General features: G+C 59.8%; 26 protein-coding genes. 12 read left to right on the forward strand and 14 right to left on the reverse strand.

The genetic code is table 11. The annotated features are described in order from the left end of the window. Nucleotides 1-54 precede the first annotated feature (54 nt). The 4 genes from ATE40_RS06515 (at nucleotide 55) to ATE40_RS06530 (ending at nucleotide 2,940) form a co-directional block, all read left to right on the forward strand. Nucleotides 55-1,557, forward strand: a complete 1,503-nt coding sequence (locus tag ATE40_RS06515) for an amino acid permease (RefSeq protein ID WP_019454756.1) — start codon at nucleotides 55-57, stop codon at nucleotides 1,555-1,557. A gap of 103 nt (nucleotides 1,558-1,660) precedes the next feature. Continuing rightward, nucleotides 1,661-1,975, forward strand: a complete 315-nt coding sequence (locus ATE40_RS06520) for an ArsR/SmtB family transcription factor (protein ID WP_063919232.1) — start codon at nucleotides 1,661-1,663, stop codon at nucleotides 1,973-1,975. Then, nucleotides 1,972-2,301: an SRPBCC family protein gene (locus ATE40_RS06525; RefSeq protein WP_063919233.1), complete on the forward strand. Its 330-nt coding sequence runs from the start codon at nucleotides 1,972-1,974 to the stop codon at nucleotides 2,299-2,301. The genes ATE40_RS06520 and ATE40_RS06525 overlap by 4 nt, the downstream gene beginning before the upstream one ends. A gap of 45 nt (nucleotides 2,302-2,346) precedes the next feature. After that, nucleotides 2,347-2,940 (forward strand): ATP-dependent Clp protease proteolytic subunit, encoded by a 594-nt coding sequence (locus ATE40_RS06530; protein WP_063919234.1) that lies wholly within the window; start codon nucleotides 2,347-2,349, stop codon nucleotides 2,938-2,940. A 6-nt stretch (nucleotides 2,941-2,946) separates the two neighbouring features. Here the strand turns inward: ATE40_RS06530 and ATE40_RS06535 are convergent, their stop codons facing one another. From ATE40_RS06535 to ATE40_RS06560, 6 genes are all read right to left on the reverse strand, one after another. Further along, nucleotides 2,947-3,813: a cyclic nucleotide-binding domain-containing protein gene (locus tag ATE40_RS06535; protein ID WP_063919235.1), complete on the reverse strand. Its 867-nt coding sequence runs from the start codon at nucleotides 3,811-3,813 to the stop codon at nucleotides 2,947-2,949. A gap of 44 nt (nucleotides 3,814-3,857) precedes the next feature. Then, nucleotides 3,858-4,607, reverse strand: coding sequence for a fimbrial biogenesis chaperone (locus tag ATE40_RS06540; protein ID WP_063919236.1), 750 nt, complete (start codon nucleotides 4,605-4,607; stop codon nucleotides 3,858-3,860). Next, entirely contained in the window at nucleotides 4,607-5,947 is a 1,341-nt protein-coding gene (locus tag ATE40_RS06545; RefSeq protein WP_063919237.1) for a fimbrial protein, read from the reverse strand. The genes ATE40_RS06540 and ATE40_RS06545 overlap by 1 nt, the downstream gene beginning before the upstream one ends. A gap of 28 nt (nucleotides 5,948-5,975) precedes the next feature. Further along, nucleotides 5,976-8,507, reverse strand: coding sequence for a fimbria/pilus outer membrane usher protein (locus tag ATE40_RS06550; protein WP_063919238.1), 2,532 nt, complete (start codon nucleotides 8,505-8,507; stop codon nucleotides 5,976-5,978). 20 nt (nucleotides 8,508-8,527) lie between these two features. Continuing rightward, nucleotides 8,528-9,250: a fimbrial biogenesis chaperone gene (locus ATE40_RS06555; RefSeq protein ID WP_019454764.1), complete on the reverse strand. Its 723-nt coding sequence runs from the start codon at nucleotides 9,248-9,250 to the stop codon at nucleotides 8,528-8,530. Nucleotides 9,251-9,339: 89 nt separating this feature from the next. Further along, nucleotides 9,340-9,873, reverse strand: a complete 534-nt coding sequence (locus ATE40_RS06560; protein ID WP_019454765.1) for a fimbrial protein — start codon at nucleotides 9,871-9,873, stop codon at nucleotides 9,340-9,342. Nucleotides 9,874-10,530: 657 nt separating this feature from the next. Here ATE40_RS06560 and ATE40_RS06565 point away from each other — a divergent pair. Then, the gene (locus tag ATE40_RS06565; RefSeq protein WP_244889067.1) at nucleotides 10,531-10,932 is read left to right on the forward strand and encodes a helix-turn-helix transcriptional regulator; all 402 of its coding nucleotides are present in this window, start codon (nucleotides 10,531-10,533) and stop codon (nucleotides 10,930-10,932) included. Between the two features lie 5 nt (nucleotides 10,933-10,937). On the opposite strand, the gene ATE40_RS06570 is transcribed toward ATE40_RS06565, so the two are convergent. Next, a complete protein-coding gene (locus ATE40_RS06570; RefSeq protein WP_063919239.1) occupies nucleotides 10,938-11,432 on the reverse strand; it encodes a winged helix-turn-helix transcriptional regulator in 495 nt (164 codons plus the stop codon). A gap of 166 nt (nucleotides 11,433-11,598) precedes the next feature. On the opposite strand from ATE40_RS06570, the gene ATE40_RS06575 reads away from it, so the two are divergent. Next, nucleotides 11,599-12,051 (forward strand): tautomerase family protein, encoded by a 453-nt coding sequence (locus tag ATE40_RS06575; protein WP_063919240.1) that lies wholly within the window; start codon nucleotides 11,599-11,601, stop codon nucleotides 12,049-12,051. Nucleotides 12,052-12,136: 85 nt separating this feature from the next. Here the strand turns inward: ATE40_RS06575 and ATE40_RS06580 are convergent, their stop codons facing one another. Further along, complete coding sequence (locus ATE40_RS06580) at nucleotides 12,137-13,018, reverse strand: LysR family transcriptional regulator (protein ID WP_063919241.1); 882 nt, start codon at nucleotides 13,016-13,018, stop codon at nucleotides 12,137-12,139. A 180-nt stretch (nucleotides 13,019-13,198) separates the two neighbouring features. Between ATE40_RS06580 and ATE40_RS06585 the strand changes: the two genes are divergently transcribed. Then, on the forward strand, nucleotides 13,199-14,143 hold the full coding sequence (locus ATE40_RS06585) for an amidohydrolase family protein (RefSeq protein WP_019454770.1): 945 nt from the start codon (nucleotides 13,199-13,201) through the stop codon (nucleotides 14,141-14,143). 128 nt (nucleotides 14,144-14,271) lie between these two features. Here ATE40_RS06585 and ychF read toward each other — a convergent pair whose 3' ends face one another. Next, nucleotides 14,272-15,363: a redox-regulated ATPase YchF gene (gene ychF / locus ATE40_RS06590; RefSeq protein WP_004941048.1), complete on the reverse strand. Its 1,092-nt coding sequence runs from the start codon at nucleotides 15,361-15,363 to the stop codon at nucleotides 14,272-14,274. Between the two features lie 334 nt (nucleotides 15,364-15,697). On the opposite strand from ychF, the gene ATE40_RS06595 reads away from it, so the two are divergent. Continuing rightward, nucleotides 15,698-17,227, forward strand: coding sequence for a SulP family inorganic anion transporter (locus tag ATE40_RS06595; RefSeq protein ID WP_019454771.1), 1,530 nt, complete (start codon nucleotides 15,698-15,700; stop codon nucleotides 17,225-17,227). Between the two features lie 37 nt (nucleotides 17,228-17,264). On the opposite strand, the gene pth is transcribed toward ATE40_RS06595, so the two are convergent. Continuing rightward, complete coding sequence (gene pth, locus ATE40_RS06600; protein ID WP_004941053.1) at nucleotides 17,265-17,855, reverse strand: aminoacyl-tRNA hydrolase; 591 nt, start codon at nucleotides 17,853-17,855, stop codon at nucleotides 17,265-17,267. A 301-nt stretch (nucleotides 17,856-18,156) separates the two neighbouring features. Here pth and ychH point away from each other — a divergent pair, with 301 nt between their 5' ends. Then, the gene (ychH, locus tag ATE40_RS06605; protein ID WP_025160276.1) at nucleotides 18,157-18,435 is read left to right on the forward strand and encodes a stress-induced protein YchH; all 279 of its coding nucleotides are present in this window, start codon (nucleotides 18,157-18,159) and stop codon (nucleotides 18,433-18,435) included. A 185-nt stretch (nucleotides 18,436-18,620) separates the two neighbouring features. Here ychH and prs read toward each other — a convergent pair whose 3' ends face one another. The 4 genes from prs to ATE40_RS24575 all read right to left on the reverse strand — a co-directional run bounded on the left by prs (nucleotide 18,621) and on the right by ATE40_RS24575 (nucleotide 21,618). Beyond that, on the reverse strand, nucleotides 18,621-19,568 hold the full coding sequence (gene prs / locus ATE40_RS06610) for a ribose-phosphate diphosphokinase (protein WP_004941061.1): 948 nt from the start codon (nucleotides 19,566-19,568) through the stop codon (nucleotides 18,621-18,623). 174 nt (nucleotides 19,569-19,742) lie between these two features. Continuing rightward, nucleotides 19,743-20,609, reverse strand: a complete 867-nt coding sequence (ispE, locus tag ATE40_RS06615) for a 4-(cytidine 5'-diphospho)-2-C-methyl-D-erythritol kinase (RefSeq protein WP_063919242.1) — start codon at nucleotides 20,607-20,609, stop codon at nucleotides 19,743-19,745. Continuing rightward, the gene (lolB, locus tag ATE40_RS06620; RefSeq protein WP_025160275.1) at nucleotides 20,606-21,229 is read right to left on the reverse strand and encodes a lipoprotein insertase outer membrane protein LolB; all 624 of its coding nucleotides are present in this window, start codon (nucleotides 21,227-21,229) and stop codon (nucleotides 20,606-20,608) included. Before lolB ends, ispE begins: the two co-directional genes overlap by 4 nt. A gap of 122 nt (nucleotides 21,230-21,351) precedes the next feature. Further along, nucleotides 21,352-21,618, reverse strand: a complete 267-nt coding sequence (locus ATE40_RS24575) for a hypothetical protein (protein ID WP_156785406.1) — start codon at nucleotides 21,616-21,618, stop codon at nucleotides 21,352-21,354. Nucleotides 21,619-21,926: 308 nt separating this feature from the next. Here ATE40_RS24575 and hemA point away from each other — a divergent pair, with 308 nt between their 5' ends. From hemA to prmC, 3 genes are read left to right on the forward strand one after another with little or no spacing between them, the layout of a single operon-like run. Continuing rightward, complete coding sequence (gene hemA, locus ATE40_RS06625; RefSeq protein WP_019454778.1) at nucleotides 21,927-23,189, forward strand: glutamyl-tRNA reductase; 1,263 nt, start codon at nucleotides 21,927-21,929, stop codon at nucleotides 23,187-23,189. A gap of 31 nt (nucleotides 23,190-23,220) precedes the next feature. Then, nucleotides 23,221-24,306: a peptide chain release factor 1 gene (gene prfA, locus ATE40_RS06630; RefSeq protein ID WP_019454779.1), complete on the forward strand. Its 1,086-nt coding sequence runs from the start codon at nucleotides 23,221-23,223 to the stop codon at nucleotides 24,304-24,306. Next, nucleotides 24,306-25,139 carry a peptide chain release factor N(5)-glutamine methyltransferase gene (gene prmC, locus ATE40_RS06635; RefSeq protein WP_019454780.1) on the forward strand — a complete coding sequence of 278 codons (834 nt, stop codon included), beginning with the start codon at nucleotides 24,306-24,308 and terminating at the stop codon, nucleotides 25,137-25,139. Before prfA ends, prmC begins: the two co-directional genes overlap by 1 nt. The last annotated feature ends 41 nt before the right edge of the window (nucleotides 25,140-25,180 follow it).

Genomic DNA, 25,180 nt, shown 5'->3' on the forward strand with positions numbered 1-25,180 from the left:
ACCGCCGATCGATAACAACAAACCGAAGTCCCCTACACCATTCGGAGAATCTCTATGGCTGCGTCGAACAGAAACACCATCGGCAAGTTTGGTCTGCTGTCGATGACGTTTGCGGCAGTGTTCAGTTTCAACAACGTGATCAACAACAATATTCAGCTCGGCATCGCCTCGTCGCCGGTATTCCTGGTGGCGACGATCATTTACTTCATTCCCTTTTGCCTGATCATCGCCGAGTTCGTCTCGCTCAACCGCAACTCCGAGGCTGGCGTCTATGCCTGGGTCAAAAGCGCGCTCGGCGGGCGCTGGGCGTTTATCACCGCCTACACCTACTGGTTCGTGAATCTGTTTTTCTTCACCGCGCTGCTGCCGCGCGTCATCGCCTACGCCTCGTACGCGTTCTTGGGCTATGACTATGTGTTTACCCCGCTGACCACGGCGATCATCAGTATCTTCCTGTTCGCCTTCTCGACCTACATCTCCAACAGCGGCGCGAAACTGCTGGGGCCGATGACCTCCGTCACCTCGTCGCTGATGCTGTTGCTGACGTTTTCCTACATCATCCTGGCGGGCGCGGCGGTGCTGGGCGGCATCGAACCGGCCGATCCGATCAACGTGCAGGCGATGACGCCGAACTTCAACTGGGCGTTCCTCGGCATTACCGCCTGGATCTTCCAGGCGGCGGGCGGGGCGGAATCCGTGGCGGTGTACGTGAACGATGTGAAAGGCGGCAGCCGCGCCTTCGTGAAGGTGATCATCGTTTCCGGGCTGTTCATCGGCGTGCTGTATTCGGTGTCTTCGCTGCTGATCAACGTGTTCGTGCATCGCACCGACCTGCACTTTACCGGCGGCACGGTGCAGGTGTTCGAAGGCCTGTCGGCGCATTTCGGCCTGCCGACGGTGTTGATGAACCGCTTTGTCGGCATCGTCTCCTTCACCGCCATGTTCGGCTCGCTGCTGATGTGGACGGCGGCGCCGGTGAAGATTTTCTTCACCGAGATCCCGAAGGGCATTTTCGGCGAGAAAACCATCCGCCTGAACCGGCACGGCGTGCCGACGCGCGCCGCCTGGATCCAGTTCTTCATCGTCATCCCGCTGATGCTGATCCCGACGTTGGGTTCCAGCAGCGTACAGGATTTGATGAATACGCTGATCAACATGACCGCCGCTGCTTCGATGCTGCCGCCGTTGTTCATCATGCTGGCCTACCTGAATCTGCGGCTGAAGTACGACCGGGTGGCGCGCGATTTCAAAATGGGCTCGCGCCTGCAGGGCATCGCCATCGTCAGCGTGCTGATCGCCATCTTCACCGTCGGCTTCTTCGCCTCGACGTTCCCGACTGGCGCCAGCATCATGACCATCGTGTTCTATAACGTCGGCGGGCTGGTGGTGTTCCTCGGCTACGCCTGGTGGAAGTACAACCGCTACTCGAAGAGCCTGAACGCCGAAGCGCGCTACCACGAAGACATGCCGCTGGCGCGTCTCGCGCTGGAAGCGCAGGAGGGGGCGCCTGCCGGTCAACCCGCGCTGACCACGCCCGCATGCAATAAACCGCTGTAATTGCTCACATATCGACTCCGCGCCCCGGCGCGGAGTCTCGCCTTGCGTAAATAATCCTGCCTCTGCGTTTGCATAATACATAAGTGAGTACTAATGTGTTTGTATGAACGAAAATGACATCTTCAAGGCGCTGGCCGATCCGACCCGCCGCAGCATCTTCGACAAACTCGCCGCCGGTAGCATGAACGCCAGCGCGCTGCGCGAAGGGCTGCCCATCAGCCAATCGGCGATGTCGCAACACCTGGCGGTGCTGCGCAACGCCGGGCTGGTGTGCGAGGCGAAGCAGGGGCGCTGCGTCAATTACCAGGTCGACCCGGACGGGCTGGCGCAGATCGCGCAGTGGCTAGCGAAGTACCGCGCTTATTGGCCGGCGCGCATCGAGGCGCTGCAAACCTTGCTGAAGGACATGGATCAATGAACAAACGGGCTGAGCCGCCGCTGCACGACCGGCTGGTGTTGGAATATTCGCTCGATGCGCCGCCGGAAAAAGTGTGGCGGGCGCTCAGCATTCCCGAGCTGCGCGAGCAATGGCTGCCGACCGGCGACCTGGCGCAGGCTGAACCGTTGGCCGCCACGCCGGGCGAGGCGGTGAGCTACCGTCTGCGCGACGATCAACCGCCGTTTCTCGAAAGCGTCGTGACCCTGCAGATTGTGCCGAACGCCGACTGCGGCAGTGTGCTGCGGATTACCCACCAGCCAGACGCCGCCAACGACGGCCCGACGACGGTGATGCGCGCCGCCTGACGCGTTAAACACATTTCTCTTTGTTGCCAACCCAGGAGTTCACCGATGCGTGAGAAGATGATGCTCGTCCCGATGGTGGTGGAACAGACCAGCCGGGGAGAACGTTCCTTTGACATATATTCGCGCCTGCTGCGCGACCGAATCGTGTTTCTCAATGGCGAAGTCAACGACGACGTGGCCGAAATGCTGTGCGCCCAGCTGCTGTTTCTGGAGGCGGAAAATCCGGAAAAACCGATCCACCTGTACATCAACTCGCCGGGCGGGGCGATCACCAGCGGGCTGGCGATTTACGACACCATGCAGTACATCCGCGCGCCGGTGCATACGCTGTGCATGGGCACCGCACGCTCGATGGGTTCGTTCCTGCTGATGGCCGGCGAGCCGGGGCACCGCATGGCGCTGCCTAACGCCAGCCTGCACGTGCACCAGCCGCTGGGCGGCTTTCAGGGGCAGGCGTCCGATATCCTGATCCACGCCGAAGAGATGAAGCGCACCAAAGCTCGGGTGATCCGGCTGTACGCCCAACATTGCGGCCTGAGCGATGAAGCGGTGGAACGGGCGCTGGATCGCGATCGCTTTATGACCGCCGACGAAGCGGCGGTCTGGGGGCTGATCGATAAGGTGCTGCATGAACGGTGAAGCGACTCAGGGGCTTTCGGCGGGCTGCGGCGTGTGCCAAACCCGTTCAAGCCCGCATTCGACCATCGCGAAATAGAGGCTGAAATAGCGCTCCGCCATGATAAAGAACGAGCTGTTGAGTTCGATCACCACGTTATTGGTGGTGGTCAGCAGGCCGGATTTTTCCGCCGCCTGCAGGATGCGATTCACGTGCGCGCGGGAGACGGAACACGACTTGGCGATTTTCGCCGAGGAGAGCAGCAGAAAGGGGGAGTTCTGCCGGATGCTTTCGATATGCAGCATCAGCAGCACCATGTGGCCGGCGTCTTTGCTGATAAACAGCGCGGATTGCGGCACCAGATCGATCAGGTAGATCTCCTTGAGCATCAGCTGCCCGTAGGCGGCGAAAAAGGCGGGCAGAAAGTCGGGCTCCGCCAGCAGCGCCGCGATGGGCATCTGCGGCGCCAGCGCCTGATAGGGCCGCGCCATCGAGGCGATCAGCGCCTGGGTTTCCGCCAGTGCGTTCGGCGTCGGCCTATAGCGCAGCTGGCGTTTGTCATATTCGCAGGGTTTGACCTCCAGCCGACGGCCGACCCGCAAGAAGAACAGAAAGGAATCCAGAGAATTCTCGCTGATCATATTCTTCCCTTTAAAAAAGGCCTTGATGTCTTTCAACCCGGCGGCGGGCTGGTGGTAATAAATGGACAGGATGGTGGAACAAATAATGAACCGGCTGTTCCTGAAGATGATTTTGTAAAACAGCGGATGTTTTTTGTAGGTCTCTTTCAATAACTCCCCGTGCTTGACGATGGCGGCGTGGAACGCCGGTGACTGTCTGATGATGTTGGCCTGTTTCTCCAGATGAAACTGTAGCTGGAATCTGCTTAGACTCATTTTCCCTATTTCCTGTACTTAAAAAAATGTGCTGCTTTTTATCGTTATGGGTTTGCTGTGTATGGCTTGACGATCTGTTGGCCCTGGTCGTTGATGAGAGTGGCCTGAACGGTGACCTGAGAAGGGAGTGTCGGCGCTGCAACGCCGTCGAGGTGATAATCCCGTATGCTGAACGGCGCGGTCATCATGTCGCTTTCTTGCCGCACCGGGTAATCACGTTTTCCTATGTGTGCGCTTATGCGGGCGAAGGAGAGATAGAACGCAGACCGGTTGTTGCAGCGCAGCAGATAGCCGCCCGGTGATTTTTGCAGCGTGAACGAAACTGCCTCGGCTGCGTTCTCGGCTTTCCCCTGCAGCGCTCTGGGCCGGTAGAAGATCTTCATCTGCGTGTTCATCGCCAGCGTCACGCGCGACGCCAGCGGCGGCGTGGTCGGCGGGTTAGGCGGGATCTCATACAGGTTGAGCCAGAATACCGACTCCCGGTCGGCGGGCAGGTTAGCACCGGCAAACAGGATGCGCAGCCCTTTCAGCGCCGAAGGCGGCAGGGCGAAAACGCTGGGCAGGGTGACAAACGGCGCGCGGGACAGTTCGGGGGCGGCGTTGACGTCGCCGTTATCGACCCAGGTTTGCGCCACGATCGGATAGCCGTTGGTGTTGAGCAACATCAGGGTTTTTTCCGTGTCGCCTTCGCGGAAAATCACCCGCGTGGCGGAGGCGATGATGCCCGCCTGCGCGCCCATGGCCGCTAGCGCCAGCAGCAGGGCGCATCCCATCGTCAGATATTTCTTTCTCATCATTGCACCTTAACCCAAACGTAGGCCCTGGCGTCCACTTTGCCGGCGGTGACGGTTTGTCCGGGCAGCCGGGCGAGCGTGGCGGTGAGCTGGGTGGTGTAGTGGGTAAAGCCCGCCGCGGTGCTGCCGCCGCCGCTGGCGCCGTTGAGCACCGGGTACCAGCCGGCGTCGTTGCCCTGCGGGCATTGCCCGGCGCTGCAGCGCGCCCAGCCGACGAAATTCATCGGCGCGCCGTTGCCGGCGTTGGCGAGCGCGATGCCCACGCCGGTGGCGACGCTGCTGTCGGTGCCGTAGCCGCTGGAGAGCAGGTAGCTCACGCCGCCGTTGGCGCTGACCAGCCCGAGCTGCTGCGCCGCGACATAGCTTTCATACGGCACCTGTAGGCCGAGGGCGGTATTGTTGCTGCTGACGCCGGACACGGCGGCGTTGTCGCATTCGATATTGATAGTGAGCTGCGCCTGTGAGGTTTGCCCGGCGGTCAACTGGCTGACGGAGATGGTCGGCAGGATCACCAGCGGCGTGACGTTGCGCGCCACGCAGGTGGCGGTATAGGTCAATGAGGAGATCGGTGCGGTGCCCATGCCCATCGCGTTCCAGCGCCCGGTGCCCCAGGTAGCGTAGTTGGTGGCGGAATCGCTGCCGATAGGATCCGAAGCGATACCTGGCCCCTGAAAGGTGACATAGCCGTTCGGCTGCGTGCAGGTATAGTTCGAATTGCCGGTGGTCGAGGCCATGCCCACCAGCGGGTTGCCGGCGCTGTAGCCGCAATAGTTGCTGGCGCCCGCGCCCGGCAGCGAGCTGATGCGGATCAGATCGGCGCGGATGGCGCTGAAGTCTTTCACCCGGATCTGAATTTTGCTGCCGACGGTGGCGTAGCGGGTAATCGGCGCCGACTGCCAGTAGCGGGTAAAAACCTTGCCGGAATCCAGATGGGTCAGGCGGATGCCGACGTAAGGGAAGTAGGTGGCGTAGTAGTTGGGGTTGCCGTCCTGGGCGCCCAGATCGTAATAGCCGCCGACGCGATCGTCGCCGTTGGTGGCGAAGACTTCATAGATCTGCCCCGCATCGCTGGCGTCGCATTCATACAGCACCTTGTTGGGATCGGGGTAGCGTGTGCCGGACGTAAGATCGAACACGCTGGTGCCGAGCGGCGTGCCGACGGGCTGCAGGTAAGTGCTGGTCAGGTTGACCCGGCCCAGCGCCGTGCCCACCCCGCAGGGATCGCAACCGGAATCGATCGCGGGAGAAACCCGGGTGCATTGGGCCAGCGCGGCGGGCGCGCCGAACAGCGACAGGGCGAGCAACGCCAGGGCGGCGAGCGGGTAAGCAATGCGTTTCATCGTCTCTCCTGAGAATAAGTTTTACGGGCTAGCGGCACGGGGCGCTGAGCCGCTGAATCGGGCTGTCTTCCCCGGCGGGCAGGCGGTAATACAGCGTGCATTGCTGGCCGGGCGCGTCGCCCCAGTTCAGCGTCAGTTCGCCGGCGCTCCGATCGCTGCGCAGATACACCTGATTGGCCTGGCCGACCATGCCCACGCTGTTGCCCGCTGGGTCCAACACGTTGGCGCCCATCGGGATCGGCGCGTTATCGGGCCGCTGCGCGGTGATCAGCAGCGCCTGGCCGCGCACGGTGTTGAAGCGCAGGCGCACCGTGGCGCCGGCGTACGGTGCCACGCGCCGCTGGCCGTCTTCCAGCTCCGCTTTGTCGTTCATGCCCTCGGGGTTCAGCGCGACGGTGTTGTAGTGATAGGGCACCAGTGACGGTGCCAGGGCGTAGCCGAAGCGATCGACGCGCGCGCCCTGGCCGTCCATCACCCGTGCGCCGCTGGCGCCGGGCGCTTCGATCAGGGCGAAGGTGTCGCCGACATACGGCCCTAATGTCACGCCGCCGCGGTGCGCCACCACGGCGCCCTGCAGCGACAGGGAACCTTGTCGATACTGGCGCGCGGTGGAGAACGAGCCGGTGACGTTGGCGTAAGGCAGACGGGTTTGCAGGTTGCCGCCCCAGATGCTTTGCTGGCGATCGTCGTCGGTGGTGAAGTTCAGGCCGTAGCTGACCGGCTGTTCGTCGCCGACGCTGCCCGAGAGCGCAGCCTGATAATTGCCGCCCTGACCCTGGCTATGATTGGCCAGCAGCGAGACGCTGGGGGCGGATGATGAGCGCCCGAGCGGGAAGCTCAGCGACAGGGCGGTGACGGTCTGCGCGTTCTGCGCCAGCGGCGCGCTGTAGACGTTATCCAGCGGCCCGTAGCCGCGGTAGTCGCCGTTGCTGTAGCCCAGACTGCGAGTGCGGGTGACGGAGAGGTTAAGCGCCACGCCGTTGCCGAAGGTTTTTCCCCAGCCCAGTTGGAGCTGATTGTCGCGGCCGCGCTGGTCGCGGTAGTCCTGAGTCGAACCGGACATCGTCAGGCTGCCGAACGCGCCCATGCCCTGATTGACGGCGACCTCGAAACGCGAACGCTGGCGGTAGGAGTCGGACTGCCAGTTTTGACCGGTAACGGCGGCGCGCCGCACGCCGAGCACGTCGCTGAGATCGCGAAAGCCTTCGGTAGAGTAGCGGTAGCCGGCGATGGATAGCGTGGTGTCCGTCGGGCTGAAGGTTCGGCTGTAAGAGAGGTGCAGCATCCAGCCGGAGGCGCCGCCGTCCGGCAGGCTGGCGTGGGAATAGGTGGTATCCATGCCGAAGGCGCCCAGCCAGCTGCTGTACACGCCACCCAGCATTACCGCCTGATAGCCGTCCGCCAGCTGGTTGCCGAGGTTGAAGGTCAGAGCGTTGGTCAGGCCGTGCTGCCAGGTCACTTCGCTGAACAGATCGTTGTCGCCGACGTAGCGGGAACGGCCGACGATCGCGGAGTAGCGCGACTGGCCGGGGCGAATGGATTCCGGCACCGCGGCGAACGGCACGGTGAAGGTGCTGACGCTGCCGTCGGCTTCGGTCACCACCACGGTGAGATCGCCGGCGTAGTTGGTGGCGTACAGATCGTTGATGGCGAACGGCCCCGGCGCCACCGTGGTTTCATACAGCGTGCTTTTGCCCTGCAGCACCGTCACGCGCGCGTTGCTTTTCGCCACGCCGCGCACCACCGGCGCATAGCCGCGCTGGGAATCCGGCAGCATGCGATCGTCCGAGCTGAGCTGAATGCCGCGAAAGCCCAAGCCGGAGAAGAAGTGCCCGTCGGTAAAGCCTTCGCCCAACAGCATTTCGCTGCGCCAGGGCAGGATTGCGCGCTGCACGTAGCGGCGGCTGGTGTCCAGGTGACCGCCGAACTCCCGATCGTAGCGGTAGCTGGACTGCTGGCGGTAGCGCCATAGCCCGAGGTTGAACCCGCCGTTCAGGTTGGCGTAGGTCGAGTCGAGATCGCGGGTTTGCCCCTGCCGGTAGCTGACGTGGTACTGGTTGAGGTTGTAATTGACGAAGGCCATCGATTCGCCGCTGTCCAGGCTGGCGGGGTTGACGCTGCCGCGCGGCCGGCCGTTCAACAGCGCCTGCGGAACGCTGAGATCCAGCCGTAGCCGCGAGATATCGGCGTTCACCGTGATGTCTTTGAGATCCCGGCCGGGCAGCAGGCATTCCGCCTCGGCCGCCGGCGGGTTCTTCAGCCCGAAGCGCGTCAGCTGCGGCCGATCGAAACAGGGCAGCACCTGCTGGCCTGCGCGCACGAAGCGAATTTGGTCGCGCTCGAGAAACTGGCCGTTGAGGTACAGATCGATCTGATAGCTGCCGGGGGCGACGGCGTCCTGCTGGTTGAACTGGCTCAGGGCGCTGTTGCTCAGCACGCTGCCGCGCAGCAGCGCGGGATCGAAGGTATAGCCGTCGGCGGCGGCGCAGCCCAGCGGCAGCGCCAGCAGCGCGCAGCACCAGCGTGCGGGCAGCGGCGTCGCCTTGCGGACATCGAACATGGGAACCTCCCTGTCTGGTTTCAGCGCGCGACGTTCAGGGTGCGCGTGATTTCCACCCCATAGTCATTGATGACGCGCAGTGCGACCTGCCGTACCTCCCCGTTCACCGGCCAATTGGCCTGTGAAAACGGCGGGATCAGATCCGCCTGCGGAATGGCGCTGCGCTTCGCGCCGCTCAGGATGACCGCTTGGCTGACGTTGGCGTAGTAGCCGGTCGGGTTGTCGACGCGCAGCGCGTTGCCGACCTGGCGCAGGCTAAGGCGATCGATGACGTGGTTGGCGTCGCCGGCCAGCCCGGCGGGGCGATAAAACACCTTCAGCCGATTGGTGACCACCAGCAGCAGTTTGTTCTTGTCGTTGTCCGTCTGCCGTACGGCGGGCACCTGCAGGAAGTTAAGGTAGAACAGCGATTCGCGATCGCGCGCCAGCGGCTGACCGACGAACGACAACCGCACCATTTGCCCGCTGTGCGGATTCATGCGGAAGATTTGCGGCGAGGCGACAAAGGGCGCATCGGCGTTTTCCGGCGTGGACTGCGGGTTGTTGATGTCGAGCCAGATCTGCATCAGCGCCGGGACGCCGTCATCGTTGGTGAACTGCAGCGTTTTCTCCCGCGCCTCGGCGGGGTAGATCACGCGGTTGCCGAGCAGCGTTACGCTGGCCAAGGCGTGGGTGGCGGCAAAACTCATCAGGCAAAGCGACAGGGCGGCCCATCGGCGGGCGGAACGGGATATCTGCGGCATAAACGTGAACCGATAAAGGGAGCGAGTCATTCAGCGCCGTCCACTAAGGAACGGCGCTGGCATCAACAGGTATGGCGCCTGACGCCGGCTTATTTGTAGCTAATGGCGAACTGGGCGGTGGCGATCACCGAACCGGCCGCTACGCCGGTGTCTTCCGCGTAGTAGCGGGCCACCAGGTTCTGCGAGGTGGAGGTGGCGTCTTTCGCCAGCGTCATCGCCGACGTGGTGACGGTCGAACCGCTGGCGAACGACAGCGGCGTGGTGGCGTCGCTGTCCAGCAGTTGAATGGACACCTTGGCGGCATCGCCCGCGTTGCCCAGGTTGCCGTTGGTGGTCGGGTTGTTGCCCGCCAGCACGGTTTTGATCGCCGTATCGCTGGTCGCCGCCGCGCAGCCCGTCACGTTAACGGTAAAGGTGGTGTCGCCGGCGGTGGCGCCTTTGGTGGCGAGTTTGCTGGCGGCGACGGTCGGCAGCAGCACGACCGGGTTGGATTGGTTGCCGTTAATATTCACCGAACAGGTTTGCGTGCTGACTTCGCCTTTGAATTGCACCGTATTGGACGAGGCGGCCGCACAGGCGCCGGAGAGAGCCAGCAGGGATAATGCGACTAATTTAACATTCATGTGAAATGCCCTTTAATTAACTTTAGATAAAAGCTTTCCTGACAGTAATAAATTACTGACGTGCGGTTGTGGGTTAATCATGTTGCGCAATTGTTTTTTAAACGCGTCGGCAAACATGGATTTTCATCCTAACAAACTAAGAATTTTCCCTATAGGTGTTTTCCGCATGGTAATAAGGCGGTGGTGTGGGTTGTTACATTTATTTTCATTTTTGCTTATATCATACAAAATGGAAAATAGATCTATATCATTGCGTTGCGTTTTTATTGGATCGCCGGATTTTGTGATGGAAATAATTTGAAACATTCATGCCTTTTTTGCGGATTAATCAACGTACTGGCGGTTGCGTGATTATTTGAAAAACATGTTATCAAGATGTTTTTTATTGGTGTGCTTTGCCGGCGAATTACCCCAAAAAAGAACGGCGACAAGTCGCCTGAGGTGTGGAAGCATGCTGCCATGCTGATAAGGAGAATTAAAGTGAGAGTGATTTATATCGACGGCTCGCCGCTGTGCCGGCTGGGCATGAAAACATTATTGGGTGGCGGGGTGATAACCTTATCCTCGCCAGATATTAACATCGTTAAAAATATAAGCCCGGCGCCTGATTTAATTATCATGGACTTTCCCCATGAGATTTACCGGTTCGAAGCCTATTTGAAATTCATTAATTATACCCGCCGTGAATATAACGGCGTGAGATTACTGTTCTTCGTCGATAAGACTTCGCCGCTGATTCTGGCGTTTATCGCTGCGGCGCAGCCGGATGCGATTTTGCACAAACGGGAAGCGTTGCAGATGGTGCGAGAGACTTGCACGGCGCTGGTCCGCCGTGAGGAGGAAGGTGAGCGGCGCGTGATGAACCGGCATCGGGCGGCGGCGATCACGCCTGGCGAGGCGGCGGTGCTGTGTGAAACCGCCCGTACGGAAGATATCCGCCTGACCGCGCGGCGGCTAAACCTGCATCCGAAAACCGTTTATTCGCACCTCAATAACGCCGGCAAAAAGTTCGGCATTCGCAATCGGGTGGAACTGTTGAAGATGATTGCGCTGCTGTAGCGCCGTTATCGGGCCTGGCCGACGGCCAGCCGCCATCGCGTGATCTCATCGGCGCCGGGCCCGGCCGCCAGCGCCAGGCTTTGCGGCGGCAGCGATTCGCCGGTCACGGCATCCACTACGCGCAGGGTGGCGGGGTGGCCGGTCATGCGGTCGACCACGCGCAGCGGCGGCCCGGCCAGCTCGGACAGATTCCACTTGTCGCCAATCTGAATCATCGCCATCACCAGCAGCCCGAGATCTTTTCCCTTCTCCGTCGGCAGATACTCATAGCGATCGGGGCGGGTCTGGTATTGCCGCTTTTCGATAAGGCCTTCGCTTTCCAGCGCTTTGAGCCGATTGGCCAGCGTACTGTTGGTGATGCCGGTCGACTGGCGCAGATCGTCATAACGCGAGAGCCCCAGCAGCAGATCGCGCATGAGGATAGCGCCCCAGCGATCGCCCAACGCCGACAGCACGTGGGCCACCGAACACGTCATGCCTTCAAAATCTTTTGCCTTCATCCTGTTGTGCCTCTGCTTGCCACCGGAATGCCGATAATTTTATCGCCTTCGCTTGATAACTTCAATAATTGGAGTTATTACTCTAATTATTGGAGTTAATGTTTTAAACCGGCTACCGATCAAAGCGGTTGCTGATAGCCCACGCCCACACCGAGGAGATAACGCGATGCCACTGTGGCAGATCTACCACCCCGAACCGGCCTTCAGCGCTGCCGATAAACGCGCGATTGCGCAGCAGGTCACCGCCCTGTACCAGGACTTTTTGCCGCGTTTCTACGTCAACGTCTTCTTCCATGCGTTGCCGACAGGTTCGGCCTATCTCGGCGGCGAACCGGCCGATGACTTCGTGCGGGTGACCATCGACCATATCGCGCGCGCCATGGACAACGACGCGGAGCAGCAGCAATTTCTGGCGGCCTGCACCCGCATCCTGCAACCCTACATCGCCGCACGCGGGCTGCGCTGGGAGCTGCATGTGGACGAAACGCCGTTCTCGCTGTGGACTATCGAAGGTTTAAAACCGCCGGCGCCGGGGACGGCGGCGGGAGAGCGGTGGCGCAAGGAGAACCGGCCTTCGGTGTGGGAGGGTAGCGGCGCTGGCGGAATATCCGATGCTTAAAGGCGACGATGAGTGCCGGGTTATTATCTCGCTTAAACAGAAGCGGCATCACCGCGTGGGGGCTGTGAGAGTAACCCGGCAGGCCTCATAGGTTATGTTGTACATCGGCTATGAATGCATTAACGATGGCGGATTTTTCATTCTTGCGATAGATGAAAAAAACCTCAGTTGCGTTATCGACGGCGGGGATCGGCCTGTAGGTGATGTTAGGCAGTTTGATTGAGGATAGCGTTGAGGGAACGATGGCGATGCCCAGGCCGGAGGCCACCATGGCGAGCACGCTTAAGGTGCTGTCCAACCGATAGGCCACCTTGATGTCTTCTTCAATAATGGCGTTCAGGATACGAAGCTGGCCATCGTCTCCGCTGTTTTCCGAGTAGATGATAAAGTCTCGTCCAGAGAGGTCTTCCTTGTTCAAGGCCTCTTTTTTCGCCAGATCGGAGTCTTCCTGAATCACGACAACCCAGTCAAATTTTTTTATGGCTATAAAGCCGAGTTCTGGTGGGATGCTGAGATCCAGATTGGGGCAGTAGCTGACGTCGATATTTCCGTTGACGATCTCATCGATTTGTTTCCAGTAAGACATCTCTTTGGCGCGGAAGTTTACGCCGGGATGCTCTGCTTTAAATCGATGAATATCGGCGGTGACTAATCCTGCCGCCACGGCATTGCCGACAAATCCGATGCGCACATTGCCATTCTCACCTTTCGCCGCCGCTTTGGTTTCGTCAAGCGTGCTTTTTATTTTTTCATAAATATCCGGCGCATTCTTTAAAAATATCTCTCCCACTTCGGTGAGTTCTACATTACGGTTGTTACGAATAAAAAGTGGTGCGCCAATCTCTTCTTCCAGCGCTTTTATCTGCATGCTGAAAGCCGACTGCGTAATATGAATGCGTTTGGCCGCTTTGCCAAAGTGTTTTTCTTCAACGAGGGCCAGGAATGCCTGGATATGGCGAAAATTCATGGATTAGATTCCTGTATCAGTCGTTCAAAAAAATGAATTGGATATATAGTGCCCATGAAAATACCCTCTAATAGAACTCGCGTTAAAGTGTAGGTTATTTCTGAAATGCGGGCTAGTCAACAACACTCAGCGTGTTGCTATATGTTTCCAACGAACAAATATATATAGTGGAGGCGCTAAATGAATTCATTAGCCAGAATTGATGTTCATACTCACCTGGTTCCGCCCTTTTGGGGCAGTGCGCTGCCGAGCCACGGCGGCGATCCGTCCGGATGGAACTTGCCCAAATGGACGGCGGACGACCATCTGCGCTATATGGACAGACAGCAAATAGCGACCAGCGTCTTGTCGTTAACCGCGCCAAGCGTGGTTGGCTGGGAAGGCCAGGCGCGCCGCGATATGGCCAGGAAAGTCAATGAATATACGGCGGATCTGGTGGCGAAATACCCCACGCGGTTTGGTCACTTCGCGACTGTGCCGTTGCCGGACGTTGAGGGGGCAGTGCGTGAAGTTGAGTATGCACTGGATGTGCTGAAAGCCGATGGCGTGGTGTTATTAACCAACTATGAAGGGGTTTATTTAGGGGATAAAAAGTGGGCTCCGCTTTGGGCGGCGCTTAACCAACGCTCTGCCGTTGTTTTCATTCACCCTGGTCATCCCATCATGGATTTGCTGGATGGCGTTCCTGGCCCCTTGGTTGATTATCCGTTTGATACTACCCGCAATGCCGTCCATATGGTGCTGAACGGCGTTATGGACAATTATCCTGACGTGAAAATTATTCTTTCGCATGCCGGCGGCTTCCTGCCTTATGCCGCTTTGCGTTTTACATTGCTGGCGGAGTCGCTTAATCCAAATGGGCCGTCAGCTCAGGAATTGAACGATAAGTTTAAGCGTTTTTATTTTGATACCGCATTGTCTTCCGGCCCGAATGCATTCTCCAGCCTGCTGACCTTTGCGAATCATAATAATATTCTGTTCGGCAGCGATTATCCTTATGCACCGGAGTCCGTCGCCGCTAAGTTTAATCATATTCTCGACGCCGAAACAAACCTGACTGATGCGCAAAAAGCAAGCTTCAACCGAAATAACGGTCTGGCGCTTTTCGCGCGGTTAAATAAATAAGGGTTTCTGCTGGGGCGATGCCGCACTGCTTCAAGTGCTGGCGGGTTCCTTGCCGAGAATAAAAAATCCACGCCGAAGCGTGGATTTTTCCGTTTCCGGCAGCGGAGAGAAACGCTGCGGGGAAGGGGTTAGACGTTGAACAAGAAGTTCATCACGTCGCCGTCTTTGACGATGTAGTCTTTACCTTCGGAGCGCATTTTGCCGGCTTCTTTGGCGCCTTGCTCACCCTTGTAGGTGATGAAGTCGTCAAAGGCGATGGTTTGCGCGCGGATAAAGCCTTTCTCGAAGTCGGTGTGGATCTTGCCGGCCGCCTGCGGGGCGGTGGCGCCGACCGGGATGGTCCAGGCGCGCACTTCTTTCACGCCGGCGGTGAAGTAGGTCTGCAGGTTCAGCAGCTCGTAACCGGCGCGGATCACGCGGTTCAGGCCCGGCTCTTCCAGGCCCAGCTCGGCCATGAACTCGTCGCGCTCTTCGTCTTCCAGCTCGGCGATGTCGGATTCCACGGCGGCGCACACGGCAACTACCACGGAGCCTTCGGCGTCGGCGATTTTACGCACGGTGTCCAGGTACGGGTTGTTCTCGAAGCCGTCTTCGTTGACGTTGGCGATGTACATGGTCGGCTTCAGCGTCAGGAAGCTCAGGTATTTGATCGCCGCCTTGTCTTCTGCGGTCAGGTCCAGCGCGCGCAGCATGCCGGCGTTTTCCAGGTGCGGCAGGCATTTCTCCAGCGCCGCCAGCTCGGCCTTGGCGTCTTTGTCGCCGCCTTTGGCTTTCTTCTGCACGCGGTGGATGGCGCGCTCGCAGGTGTCCAGGTCAGACAGTGCCAGCTCGGTGTTGATCACGTCGATATCTTCGGCCGGATCGACCTTGTTGTTGACGTGGATGATGTTGTCGTTCTCGAAGCAGCGCACCACGTGGCCGATGGCTTCGGTTTCGCGGATGTTGGTCAGGAACTGGTTGCCCAGGCCTTCACCTTTAGACGCGCCTTTCACCAGGCCGGCGATGTCGACGAATTCCATGGTAGTTGGCAGAATGCGCTGCGGCTTGACGATCTCGGCCAGCTTATCCAGACGCGGATCGGGCATCGGCACCACACCGGTGTTCGGTTCAATGGTGCAGAACGGGAAGTTGGCTGCTTCAATGCCCGCTTTGGTCAACGCGTTGAACAGGGTGGATTTGCCTACGTTAGGCAGGCCGACGATACCGCATTTGAATCCCATGTTGTAATCACCTTAAATATCTTAACTATTAGTCGGTTAGGTTTAATCGACTGCATAAAGGGCAAAATAATGCCGCCATTATACACGTAATGGGCGTTTATCTCGATCAGACTTGCTTGGCCGGGGCGAACGCAGCGCGGGCGGCCGGTTTTTATTTGAGATTTGGATCACATTTACCCATACTGGCCATTCCGATTAACCGACAGGAAACGCGCCGGATGTATTTCTTGCCTACGCCACCCTGAGTTGTGCCCGCCTGCAGTCTGCCGCCCCTTGCGGCTCTCCATACCCGCTACGCGGGGAGATGATGTCATCTGTCATAAGTGAATAATGCATGTTTAATCTGAGTAACGTCAGGATCGCGGACGTTAAAAATGAAGTCCTGGCGGGCTTTGTGGTGGCGGTTTCGATGATCCCCGAGGCGGTCGGCTTTTCGCTGGTCGCCGGTCTTTCGCCGATCGTCGGTTTGCACACCGCGTTTATTATCGGCCTGGTCACGGCGCTGTTCGGCGGCAAGCCGGGCATGGTCTCCGGTGCCGCCGGCTCCATTGTGGTGGTGCTGATGAGTCTGGCGGCGCAGTACGGCATGGGTTACGTGCTGTGGGCCACGCTGTTCGCCGGGGCGATTCAAATCCTGATCGGTGCCTTCCGGCTGGGCAAGTTCATTCGTCTGGTGCCGCTGCCGGCGATCCACGGCTTCGTCAACGGTCTGGCGATCGTCATCATGTTGGCGCAGCTGAAGATGATCGCCGGGCAGGGGCCGCTGATGTACGGCCTGGTGGCGCTGGCAATTGCGGTGGTGGTGCTGTTCCCGCGCCTGACCAAAGCCATTCCGTCTTCGCTGGCGGCGCTGCTGGTGGTCTCGGCGTTGGCAATCGGTCTCAATCTGCACACGCTGCGGGTGGGCGATCTGGCGGACATTTCCGGCGCGCTGCCGCACTTCAGCCTGCCGACGGCGCCGTTCACCCTGGAGATGGTGCGGGTAGTGCTGCCCTACGCGGTGGTGATCGCCCTGGTCGGTTTGATTGAATCGCTGCTGACCATGACGGTGCTGGATGAAATGGGCGGCAAGAAGGGGAACGGCAACCGCGAGAGCATCGCGCAGGGCGCCGGTAACGCGGTATGCGGCCTGTTCGGCTGCTTCGCCGGCTGCGCGATGATCGGCCAGTCGATCATCAACTTCACCTCAGGCGGGCGCGGGCGCATTTCCGGCACGGTAGGCGCCATTCTGTTGATTCTGTTCGTGGTCAGCCTGTCGCGCTATATCGGCCTGTTGCCGGTGGCGGCGCTGGCGGGGGTGATGCTGGTGGTGTGTTACAACACCTTCGAGTGGAGCTCGCTGCGCCGTTTGCGCCGCATGCCGAAAGCCGATGCGCTGGTAATGATCATCGTCACGCTGATCACCATCTTTACCGATCTGGCGGTGGCGGTGATCAGCGGGGTGATTATCTCGGCGCTGGTGTTCGCCTGGCAGCAAGCGCGCATCCGCGTGCGCCAGCGGCAGGTGGCGGGCGACGTGGCGGTGTATCAACTGGATGGCCCGCTGTTCTTCGGCTCCGCCGCCGCTTTCGCCGAGCTGTTCGATCCGCAGAGCGATGCGCAGAATGTGGTGCTGGATTTTGCCGGCACCCGGGTGATGGATTCCAGCGGCGTAGAGGCTATCGATAAGCTGACGGCGCGTTATCTGGCGGCGGGAAAAAGCATCCGCCTGCGCCACCTGAGCGGTGACTGCGTGCGCTTGCTCAAGCGCGCCGGGCCGTTCTGCAGCCATGAGCTGGACGATCCGCAGTATTACGTGGCGGAAGAGGGCTTCACCGCCGACGATCGCCGGGTGGGAGAGGAAACCTTCAACCCGCGCGGCTAAAAGCAGGCAGCGGGCAGGGCGCCCGCTGCGGCAAGGTTCAGGCCTGCGCCTTGAAGCTGTGCAGGCGCTGAACGGTTTTTTCCAGCCCGTCCTTCATCAGCATTTCGGTGCAGCGCAGCGACTCGTCGATCGCTTCGTCAATCATCTTCTGCTCGCTGGCCGGCGGCTTGCCGAGCACGAATCCCACCACCTTGTTCTTGTCACCCGGATGGCCGATACCGATGCGCAGGCGATAGAAGTTCGGGTTGTTGCCGAACTTGTTCTGGATGTCCTTCAGGCCGTTGTGGCCGCCGTTGCCACCGCCGAGCTTGATTTTGGCCACGCCGGGCGGCAGATCCAGCTCGTCGTGCGCCACCAGGATCTCGTTCGGTTCGATGCGGTAGAAGTTGGCCATCGCCAGCACCGCTTTGCCGCTCAGGTTCATGAAGGTGGTCGGCACCAGCAGGCGCACGTCGTTGCCTGCCAGGTTCAAGCGGGCGGTGTAGCCGAAGAACTTGCTCTCTTCTTTCAACTGCTGATTGTGGCGCTGGGCCAGCAGATCGACGTACCAGGCGCCGGCGTTGTGGCGCGTCTGGGCGTATTCCGCGCCCGGGTTGGCCAGGCCGACTATCAATTTAATACTGCTCACTGGGAGATTCGCTATGATCAGGGTAATGGAAAGGGCCTTAGTCTACCTGTCGGGGCGGCGAATGACAAAATCCGATCTCCGCCATCGTCTTAGGTAAGAAAGACGAATGATTCATTAGCTGAATAATTCAATTTGTCCGCTAATTTTCAGCGCCGTGTTAAGAAGTGTCAATAATTCTTTACCATTTGTGATCGCCCCCGCAATCCCCTTGCCGCCACAAGGACTATACTTAACTTATCAAAGTGGGTTAACAAGTTGCAGCGTTATCCCGGTTGGCACATGGCAATCATGGAGGTGGCATATGAAACGTAGAAACGCGGACAGAATGGGCAACTTTTTTATGGGGCTGGGGCTGGTCGTGATGATCGGCGGCGTCGGATACTCCATTATTGCTGAAGTATCCCAGTTCGATTTACCGCAATTTTTCGCCCACGGCGCCATCATGAGCATCTTCGTCGGCGCGCTGTTGTGGCTGGTGGGCGCGCGTATCGGCGGCCGCGAGCAGGTGGCGGATCGCTACTGGTGGGTAAAACACTTTGATAAACGGTGCCGTAACGACCAACATCGTTCGTCGCATTGATTAAAAAATCAGAAGGGAAGCGAGAGCAGGGCAAGGGAATATCTGCCGTGCATTAAGGTCTGAGGTCATGTTGGACTACGAGTAGAAAACCCGTTGTTGCGTACGCACCAACGGGTTTTTCTTTTTCTGCTGTCGGGCACGCTATCTTTCCGGCACGGTGGGTGCCGCACCGGAAAGACGACGCATCAATGCTCGAACATCGCAGAGATCGACTCTTCGTTGCTGATGCGGCGGATGGCTTCAGCCAGCATGCCGGACAGGGTCAGAGTGCGAACGTTTTTCAGTGCCTTGATTTCCGGCGACAGCGGAATGGTGTCGCAGACGATCACTTCATCAATCACCGAGTTCTTGATGTTGTCCACGGCGTTGCCGGAGAAGATCGGGTGCGTCGCGTAGGCGAATACGCGCTTGGCACCGCGTTCTTTCAACGCTTCAGCCGCTTTACACAAGGTGCCGCCGGTGTCGATCATGTCGTCGACCAGCACGCAGTCGCGGCCTGCCACGTCACCGATGATGTGCATCACCTGAGAAACGTTCGCGCGCGGGCGGCGTTTGTCGATGATGGCCATGTCGGTGTCGTTCAGCAGTTTGGCGATGGCGCGGGCGCGCACGACGCCGCCGATGTCCGGAGAAACCACGATCGGGTTTTCCAGGTTCTGCTGCAGCATGTCTTCCAACAGGATCGGGCTGCCGAACACGTTGTCTACCGGTACGTCGAAGAAGCCTTGAATCTGCTCAGCATGCAGATCCACCGTCAGAACGCGGTCAACCCCTACGCTGGAGAGGAAATCGGCGACAACCTTGGCGGTGATTGGCACACGCGCGGAACGCACGCGGCGATCCTGGCGGGCATAGCCGAAGTAAGGGATAACGGCGGTAATACGACCTGCGGAGGCGCGACGCAGGGCGTCGACCATCACAACCAGTTCCATCAGGTTGTCGTTGGTCGGGGCACAGGTGGACTGGATGATGAAAATATCACCGCCGCGTACATTTTCGTTGATTTGCACGCTCACTTCGCCGTCGCTAAAACGACCTACAGCGGCGTCACCAAGGCTGGTGTACAAACGGTTGGCAATACGTTGTGCTAGTTCCGGGGTGGCGTTACCAGCAAAAAGCTTCATATCAGGCACGAGAAGAACCTCAGGCTTGCGTCCAGAGAAGATATTGTCATACGACATCGCCAAGGGGCAGTCGGCGACGCCGGCGCAATATACATACGGGTATGTAAAACTAAAATTGAGACCGCAGGCAGCGCAGGGATAACAGGGCCAGGTGTGCATGACCCTGCGCAGCGAAACGTTGAGCTACGACTCAAACCGCCCGGAACGAATGCGATGTAGTGGGGAGACGTTAACGCCGCGCGCTACAAAACCACGCAACCACTCCGGGGCTTGATTTAACACCTGACGGGCGGCGATTTCTGTGTCGAATTCAGCAAACACACAAGCACCTGTGCCAGTCAGACGTGACGGGGCGTATTCTAACAGCCATGAAAGAAGCTGTTCAACCTCGCGAAAACGTTTTCTTGCGATCGGTTCGCAATCATTTGCGTACGGCGCCTGCAACAGCTCATTTAAGGAGCGAACCGGGGTATCCCTTTTCAATTCGGCGTCGCCGAAGATAACCGGCGTCGGGATGCCGACGCCAGGGTGCGCCACCAGATACCATTTTTCCTGCGGTTCGGCCGGCTGCAGGCGCTCGCCGATGCCTTCGGCGAAAGCGGCGTGGCCGCGCACGAACACCGGCACGTCGGCGCCGAGGTTGAGCCCCAACTCTGCCAGTTGGTCGTCGCCAAGGCCGCAGCGCCACAGTTCGTTGAGCGCCACCAGCACGGTGGCGGCGTTGGAGGAGCCGCCGCCCAAACCGCCGCCCATCGGCAGACGCTTGTCGATGCTGATGTCGGCGCCGCGCGCTGCGGTCTGCAGGCCGCGCTCATCGCAATAGCGCTGCAGCAGGCGGGCGGCGCGCACGATCAGGTTCTGCTCGTCCGGCACGCCGTCGACCGGCGTCAGCAGGTTAATGCGATCGTCCTGGCGCGGGTCAATGGTCAGGGTGTCGCCGTAATCCAAAAACTGGAACAACGTCTGCAGCAGGTGATAGCCGTCTTCACGACGGCCGGTGATGTACAGAAACAGGTTGAGCTTCGCGGGGGAGGGCCACTGGCGGATCATTTGAGCGTCCAGTTATCCATTTTCAGCTTGATGCGCTGGTCGCCCTGCTGCAGCTCCAGGCGGTTCGGCAGCGTCGGCTGCACCTCGGTGCTGTAGCCCTGGTAATCCACTTTCCACGTCTGGCCGCCCTGCTGGTAGGTCAGCTTGCTCAGACGATATTGGTCATCCAGCGCAAAATCGTTGGCTTCGCCCGGCAGACCGAGCATCCATTGGCGCAGGTTGTTCAGCGGGATCGCCATGCCGGTCAGCTTGCGGATCATCTCGTCCGGGTTATCGCTGACGTAGCGTTTACCCTGGTTATCGGTCAGCTGCACCACGTTTTTCTGCACGTTGAGATCCATTTCCGTGCTGCCCAGCGGGTTGGTCAGCAACAGGCGGTAGCGCTCCGGCGAGAACTGCTGCCAGAAGAAGCGGGCGTAGACTTTTTTCTGATCAGACAAGTAGGCGAAGGAGCCGCGGGTCTGATAGGTGCTGAGCTGCTGCACCGCCTGCTCATGGGCGCGCCACTGCGGTGAGGTCGGGCTGGTGGCCGGGCCGCTCGGCTTGGTGGTGGTACAGGCGGCCAACACCAGGCTGGCCAGCGGGATCAGACGGAGCAAACTAACTTTGCGTATTGGCATAACTTTCTCTTGTCCTTTTGTCCTTGCGGGCATGCGCGACGAAACCCGGATTCAGCGCTCACGCTAACGGGGCGGCGGCGACGCGTCAATTTTTTGCTGCATCGCGTTGAATCTTGCCGCTTTTACCGGCGCAATGCCAACCCGGCGCGCGCGTCGGGGTCGCCATTAAGATTAACACAATCGTTTCGTAGCGCTGCCCGGGCGCAACAATTTTCGTTACGGCAGGGGGCCGCCGTTAGCGTTTGGTTGATGTTTGTCTCGGTATGCTGCCGGGGGTTTTTGTTGCGGGAAATAATCGAATGAAGATAGCGGTGCGAATAATCATTTCGCTTCTGTGCTTTGCCGGTGCGGTATTTTTTTATTTTCAGGCCAAGCAGGTTTTTTGCCAACAAGTCTCTTTTATCTTGGATCCATCCTATCGTTGCGGCACGCTGGGGTGGTAAACGCGCGGATTATAAGCGGATAGCCTGCAGGTTTTACCGAATCCTGCGCGGGATACCGCATCTTGCGCTAAAATTCAGTATGTTATGCCGTCAAATTATAAATCATCTCACTGTATTTATTACTTATTCATTAATTGATGTCGTCTATGACAGCGATTGAACGGAAGATGCGGTTGTTACTTTTATTGATCCCGCGCATCAAGTAGAATGCCGTTCAACGAGAACCCGTACCAACAGAAGTATTACTCGAAGCAATGACCCTGCTGGCGTTAGGTATAAATCACAAAACTGCTCCGGTTTCTCTGCGTGAAAGGGTGACCTTCTCGCCAGAGTCCATCGATGAGGCGCTGACCAGCTTGCTCCAACAACCGTTGGTGCAGGGCGGCGTCGTGTTGTCCACCTGCAACCGCACCGAGCTGTATCTCAGCGTGGAGCAGCAGGAACACATGCACGAGCAACTGGTCGCCTGGCTGTGCGCCTACCACAACCTGCGCCCGGAAGAGGTGAAGAAAAGCCTGTACTGGCATCAGGGCAACGACGCGGTTAGCCATCTGATGCGGGTGGCCAGCGGGTTGGACTCGCTGGTGCTGGGCGAACCGCAGATCCTCGGCCAGGTGAAAAAGGCCTTCGCCGAGTCGCAACGCGGCCAGTCGCTGTCCGGCGAGCTGGAGCGCCTGTTCCAGAAATCCTTCTCCGTCGCCAAGCGCGTGCGCACCGAAACCGAAATCGGCGCCAGCGCAGTTTCCGTTGCTTTCGCCGCCTGTACGCTGGCGCGGCAGATTTTCGAATCGCTGGCCGATCTCAACGTCTTGCTGGTGGGCGCCGGTGAAACCATCGAGCTGGTGGCGCGCCACCTGCGCGAACACAAAGTGCGGCACATGATCATCGCCAACCGCACCCGCGAGCGCGCGCAGCTGCTGGCGGACGAAGTTGGCGCGGAAGTGATCACCTTGCCGGAGATCGACGAACGCCTGGCGGACGCCGACATCATTATCAGTTCCACCGCCAGCCCGCTGCCGATCATCGGCAAGGGGATGGTGGAGCGGGCGCTGAAAGCGCGCCGCAACCAGCCGATGCTGCTGGTGGATATCGCCGTACCGCGCGATATCGAACCGGAAGTCGGCAAGCTGGCCAACGCTTATCTGTACAGCGTGGACGATCTGCACGCCATCATTCAAAGCAACCTGGCGCAGCGCAAAGCGGCGGCGGTGCAGGCGGAGTCGATCGTGCAGCAGGAAAGCACCAACTTTATGGCCTGGCTGCGTTCGCAGGGTGCGGTGGAAACCATTCGCGACTACCGCTCGCAGGCCGACCAGATCCGCGCAGAAATGGAGGCCAAAGCGCTGGCCGCCATCGCGCAGGGTGCCAACGTGGAGCAGGTTATTCACGAGCTGGCCCATAAACTGACCAACCGCCTTATTCATGCCCCCACCAAATCCCTCCAGCAGGCCGCCGGCGACGGCGACGTGGAGCGGTTGCAGTTATTACGCGACAGCCTCGGGCTGGATCAGCATTAGTTTTCTCTATTAACAGGGTTTATTACCACGCATGAAGCCTTCTATTGTTGCCAAACTGGAAGCGTTACAAGAGCGCCATGAAGAAGTGCAGGCGCTGCTCGGCGATGCCGGCGTTATCGCCGACCAAGACCGGTTCCGCGCGCTGTCGCGAGAATACGCGCAGCTGACCGACGTCAGCCGCTGCTTCCTGGAATGGCGTCAGGTGCAGGAGGATCTGGAGACGGCGGAAATGATGCTGGACGATCCGGAAATGCGCGAGATGGCGCAGGAAGAGCTGAAACAGGCGCGGGCGACCAGCGAAGAGCTGGAACAACAGCTGCAGGTGTTGCTGCTGCCGAAAGATCCGGACGATGAGCGCAGCTGCTTCCTCGAAGTGCGTGCCGGCACCGGCGGCGATGAGGCGGCGATCTTCGCCGGCGATCTGTTCCGCATGTACAGCCGCTACGCCGAAAGCCGCCGCTGGCGCGTCGAGGTGATGAGCGCCAACGAAGGCGAGCACGGCGGCTTCAAGGAAGTGATCGCCAAAGTTTCCGGCGACGGCGTGTACGGCCAGCTGAAGTTTGAATCCGGCGGCCACCGCGTGCAGCGCGTGCCGGAAACCGAATCCCAGGGGCGCATCCACACCTCCGCCTGCACCGTGGCGGTGATGCCGGAAGTGCCGGAGGCCGAATTGCCGGACATCAACCCGGGCGATCTGAAAATCGACACCTTCCGCTCCTCCGGCGCCGGCGGCCAGCACGTTAACACCACCGATTCGGCGATCCGCATCACCCACCTGCCGACCGGCATCGTGGTGGAGTGCCAGGACGAGCGTTCTCAGCACAAAAACAAAGCCAAGGCGATGTCGGTGCTGGGCGCGCGCATTCGCGCCGCCGAGATGGCCAAGCGCCAGCAGGCCGAGGCGTCCACGCGCCGCAACCTGCTGGGCAGCGGCGATCGCTCCGATCGCAACCGCACCTATAACTTCCCGCAGGGGCGGGTGACCGACCACCGCATCAACCTGACGCTCTACCGTCTGGACGAGGTGATGGAAGGCAAACTGGACATGCTGATCCAGCCGATCGTGCAGGAGTATCAGGCCGATCAGCTGGCGGCGCTGTCCGCCGAGCAAGAGTGATGGATTATCAACACTGGCTGCAAGCCGCCGCCGCGCGTTTGACCCACAGCGACAGCGCCCGGCGCGACGCGGAAATCCTGTTGGGTTTCGTGACCGGCAAGGCCAGAACCTTCCTGATGGCGTTCGGTGAAACCTTGCTGACGCCGCCGCAGCAACAGCAGTTGGAAACGCTGCTGGCGCGCCGCGAACGCGGTGAGCCGGTGGCCTATCTGGTGGGCGAGCGCGAGTTTTGGTCGCTGCCGCTGTCGGTCTCGCCCGCAACGTTGATCCCGCGCCCGGATACCGAATGCCTGGTGGAGCTGGCGCTGGCGCGCCTGCCGCCGCAACCCTGTCATTTCCTCGATCTCGGCACCGGCACCGGCGCCATCGCGCTGGCGCTGGCCAGCGAGCGCCCGGATTGTTCGGCAGTCGGCGTCGATGTGCAGCCGGATGCGGTCGCGCTGGCGCAGCACAACGCGCACAAGCTGAAGATCGACAACGTCCGATTCTTGCAGGGCAGCTGGTTTACGCCCGTCGCGGGGCAACGCTTCGCGCTTATCGCCAGCAATCCGCCCTATATCGACGCCGCCGATCCGCATTTGTCGCAGGGCGACGTGCGCTTCGAGCCGGGCAGTGCGCTGGTCGCCGCCGAGCATGGCTTGGCGGATCTGGCCGCCATCGTGCGCCAGGCGCCGCACTATCTGCAGCCGCAGGGCTGGCTGCTGTTGGAACATGGCTGGCAGCAGGGTGAGAGCGTGCGCACGCTGCTGCAGACCGCCGGATTTTCCGCTGTCGCCACCCACCGTGATTACGGCGACAACGACCGTGTGACGCTCGGCCAATGGCCGGGATAAGCGCCTCTGATAATAACGACGCCCGAGCCATTTAAGGGAGC

It is taken from the genome of Serratia surfactantfaciens, assembly GCF_001642805.2.
GTDB lineage: Bacteria > Pseudomonadota > Gammaproteobacteria > Enterobacterales > Enterobacteriaceae > Serratia > Serratia surfactantfaciens.

Excerpts from the sequence above, each read along its gene's own strand:
- ATE40_RS06515 (WP_019454756.1), top strand. The coding sequence starts at position 55 with ATGGCTGCGTCGAACAGAAACACCATCGGCAAGTTTGGTCTGCTGTCG.
- ATE40_RS06520 (WP_063919232.1), top strand. The coding sequence starts at position 1,661 with ATGAACGAAAATGACATCTTCAAGGCGCTGGCCGATCCGACCCGCCGC.
- ATE40_RS06525 (WP_063919233.1), top strand. The coding sequence starts at position 1,972 with ATGAACAAACGGGCTGAGCCGCCGCTGCACGACCGGCTGGTGTTGGAA.
- ATE40_RS06530 (WP_063919234.1), top strand. The coding sequence starts at position 2,347 with ATGCGTGAGAAGATGATGCTCGTCCCGATGGTGGTGGAACAGACCAGC.
- ATE40_RS06535 (WP_063919235.1), bottom strand. The coding sequence starts at position 3,813 with ATGAGTCTAAGCAGATTCCAGCTACAGTTTCATCTGGAGAAACAGGCC.
- ATE40_RS06540 (WP_063919236.1), bottom strand. The coding sequence starts at position 4,607 with ATGAGAAAGAAATATCTGACGATGGGATGCGCCCTGCTGCTGGCGCTA.
- ATE40_RS06545 (WP_063919237.1), bottom strand. The coding sequence starts at position 5,947 with ATGAAACGCATTGCTTACCCGCTCGCCGCCCTGGCGTTGCTCGCCCTG.
- ATE40_RS06550 (WP_063919238.1), bottom strand. The coding sequence starts at position 8,507 with ATGTTCGATGTCCGCAAGGCGACGCCGCTGCCCGCACGCTGGTGCTGC.
- ATE40_RS06555 (WP_019454764.1), bottom strand. The coding sequence starts at position 9,250 with ATGCCGCAGATATCCCGTTCCGCCCGCCGATGGGCCGCCCTGTCGCTT.
- ATE40_RS06560 (WP_019454765.1), bottom strand. The coding sequence starts at position 9,873 with ATGAATGTTAAATTAGTCGCATTATCCCTGCTGGCTCTCTCCGGCGCC.
- ATE40_RS06570 (WP_063919239.1), bottom strand. The coding sequence starts at position 11,432 with ATGAAGGCAAAAGATTTTGAAGGCATGACGTGTTCGGTGGCCCACGTG.
- ATE40_RS06575 (WP_063919240.1), top strand. The coding sequence starts at position 11,599 with ATGCCACTGTGGCAGATCTACCACCCCGAACCGGCCTTCAGCGCTGCC.
- ATE40_RS06580 (WP_063919241.1), bottom strand. The coding sequence starts at position 13,018 with ATGAATTTTCGCCATATCCAGGCATTCCTGGCCCTCGTTGAAGAAAAA.
- ATE40_RS06585 (WP_019454770.1), top strand. The coding sequence starts at position 13,199 with ATGAATTCATTAGCCAGAATTGATGTTCATACTCACCTGGTTCCGCCC.
- ychF (WP_004941048.1), bottom strand. The coding sequence starts at position 15,363 with ATGGGATTCAAATGCGGTATCGTCGGCCTGCCTAACGTAGGCAAATCC.
- ATE40_RS06595 (WP_019454771.1), top strand. The coding sequence starts at position 15,698 with ATGTTTAATCTGAGTAACGTCAGGATCGCGGACGTTAAAAATGAAGTC.
- ychH (WP_025160276.1), top strand. The coding sequence starts at position 18,157 with ATGAAACGTAGAAACGCGGACAGAATGGGCAACTTTTTTATGGGGCTG.
- ispE (WP_063919242.1), bottom strand. The coding sequence starts at position 20,609 with ATGATCCGCCAGTGGCCCTCCCCCGCGAAGCTCAACCTGTTTCTGTAC.
- lolB (WP_025160275.1), bottom strand. The coding sequence starts at position 21,229 with ATGCCAATACGCAAAGTTAGTTTGCTCCGTCTGATCCCGCTGGCCAGC.
- hemA (WP_019454778.1), top strand. The coding sequence starts at position 21,927 with ATGACCCTGCTGGCGTTAGGTATAAATCACAAAACTGCTCCGGTTTCT.
- prfA (WP_019454779.1), top strand. The coding sequence starts at position 23,221 with ATGAAGCCTTCTATTGTTGCCAAACTGGAAGCGTTACAAGAGCGCCAT.
- prmC (WP_019454780.1), top strand. The coding sequence starts at position 24,306 with ATGGATTATCAACACTGGCTGCAAGCCGCCGCCGCGCGTTTGACCCAC.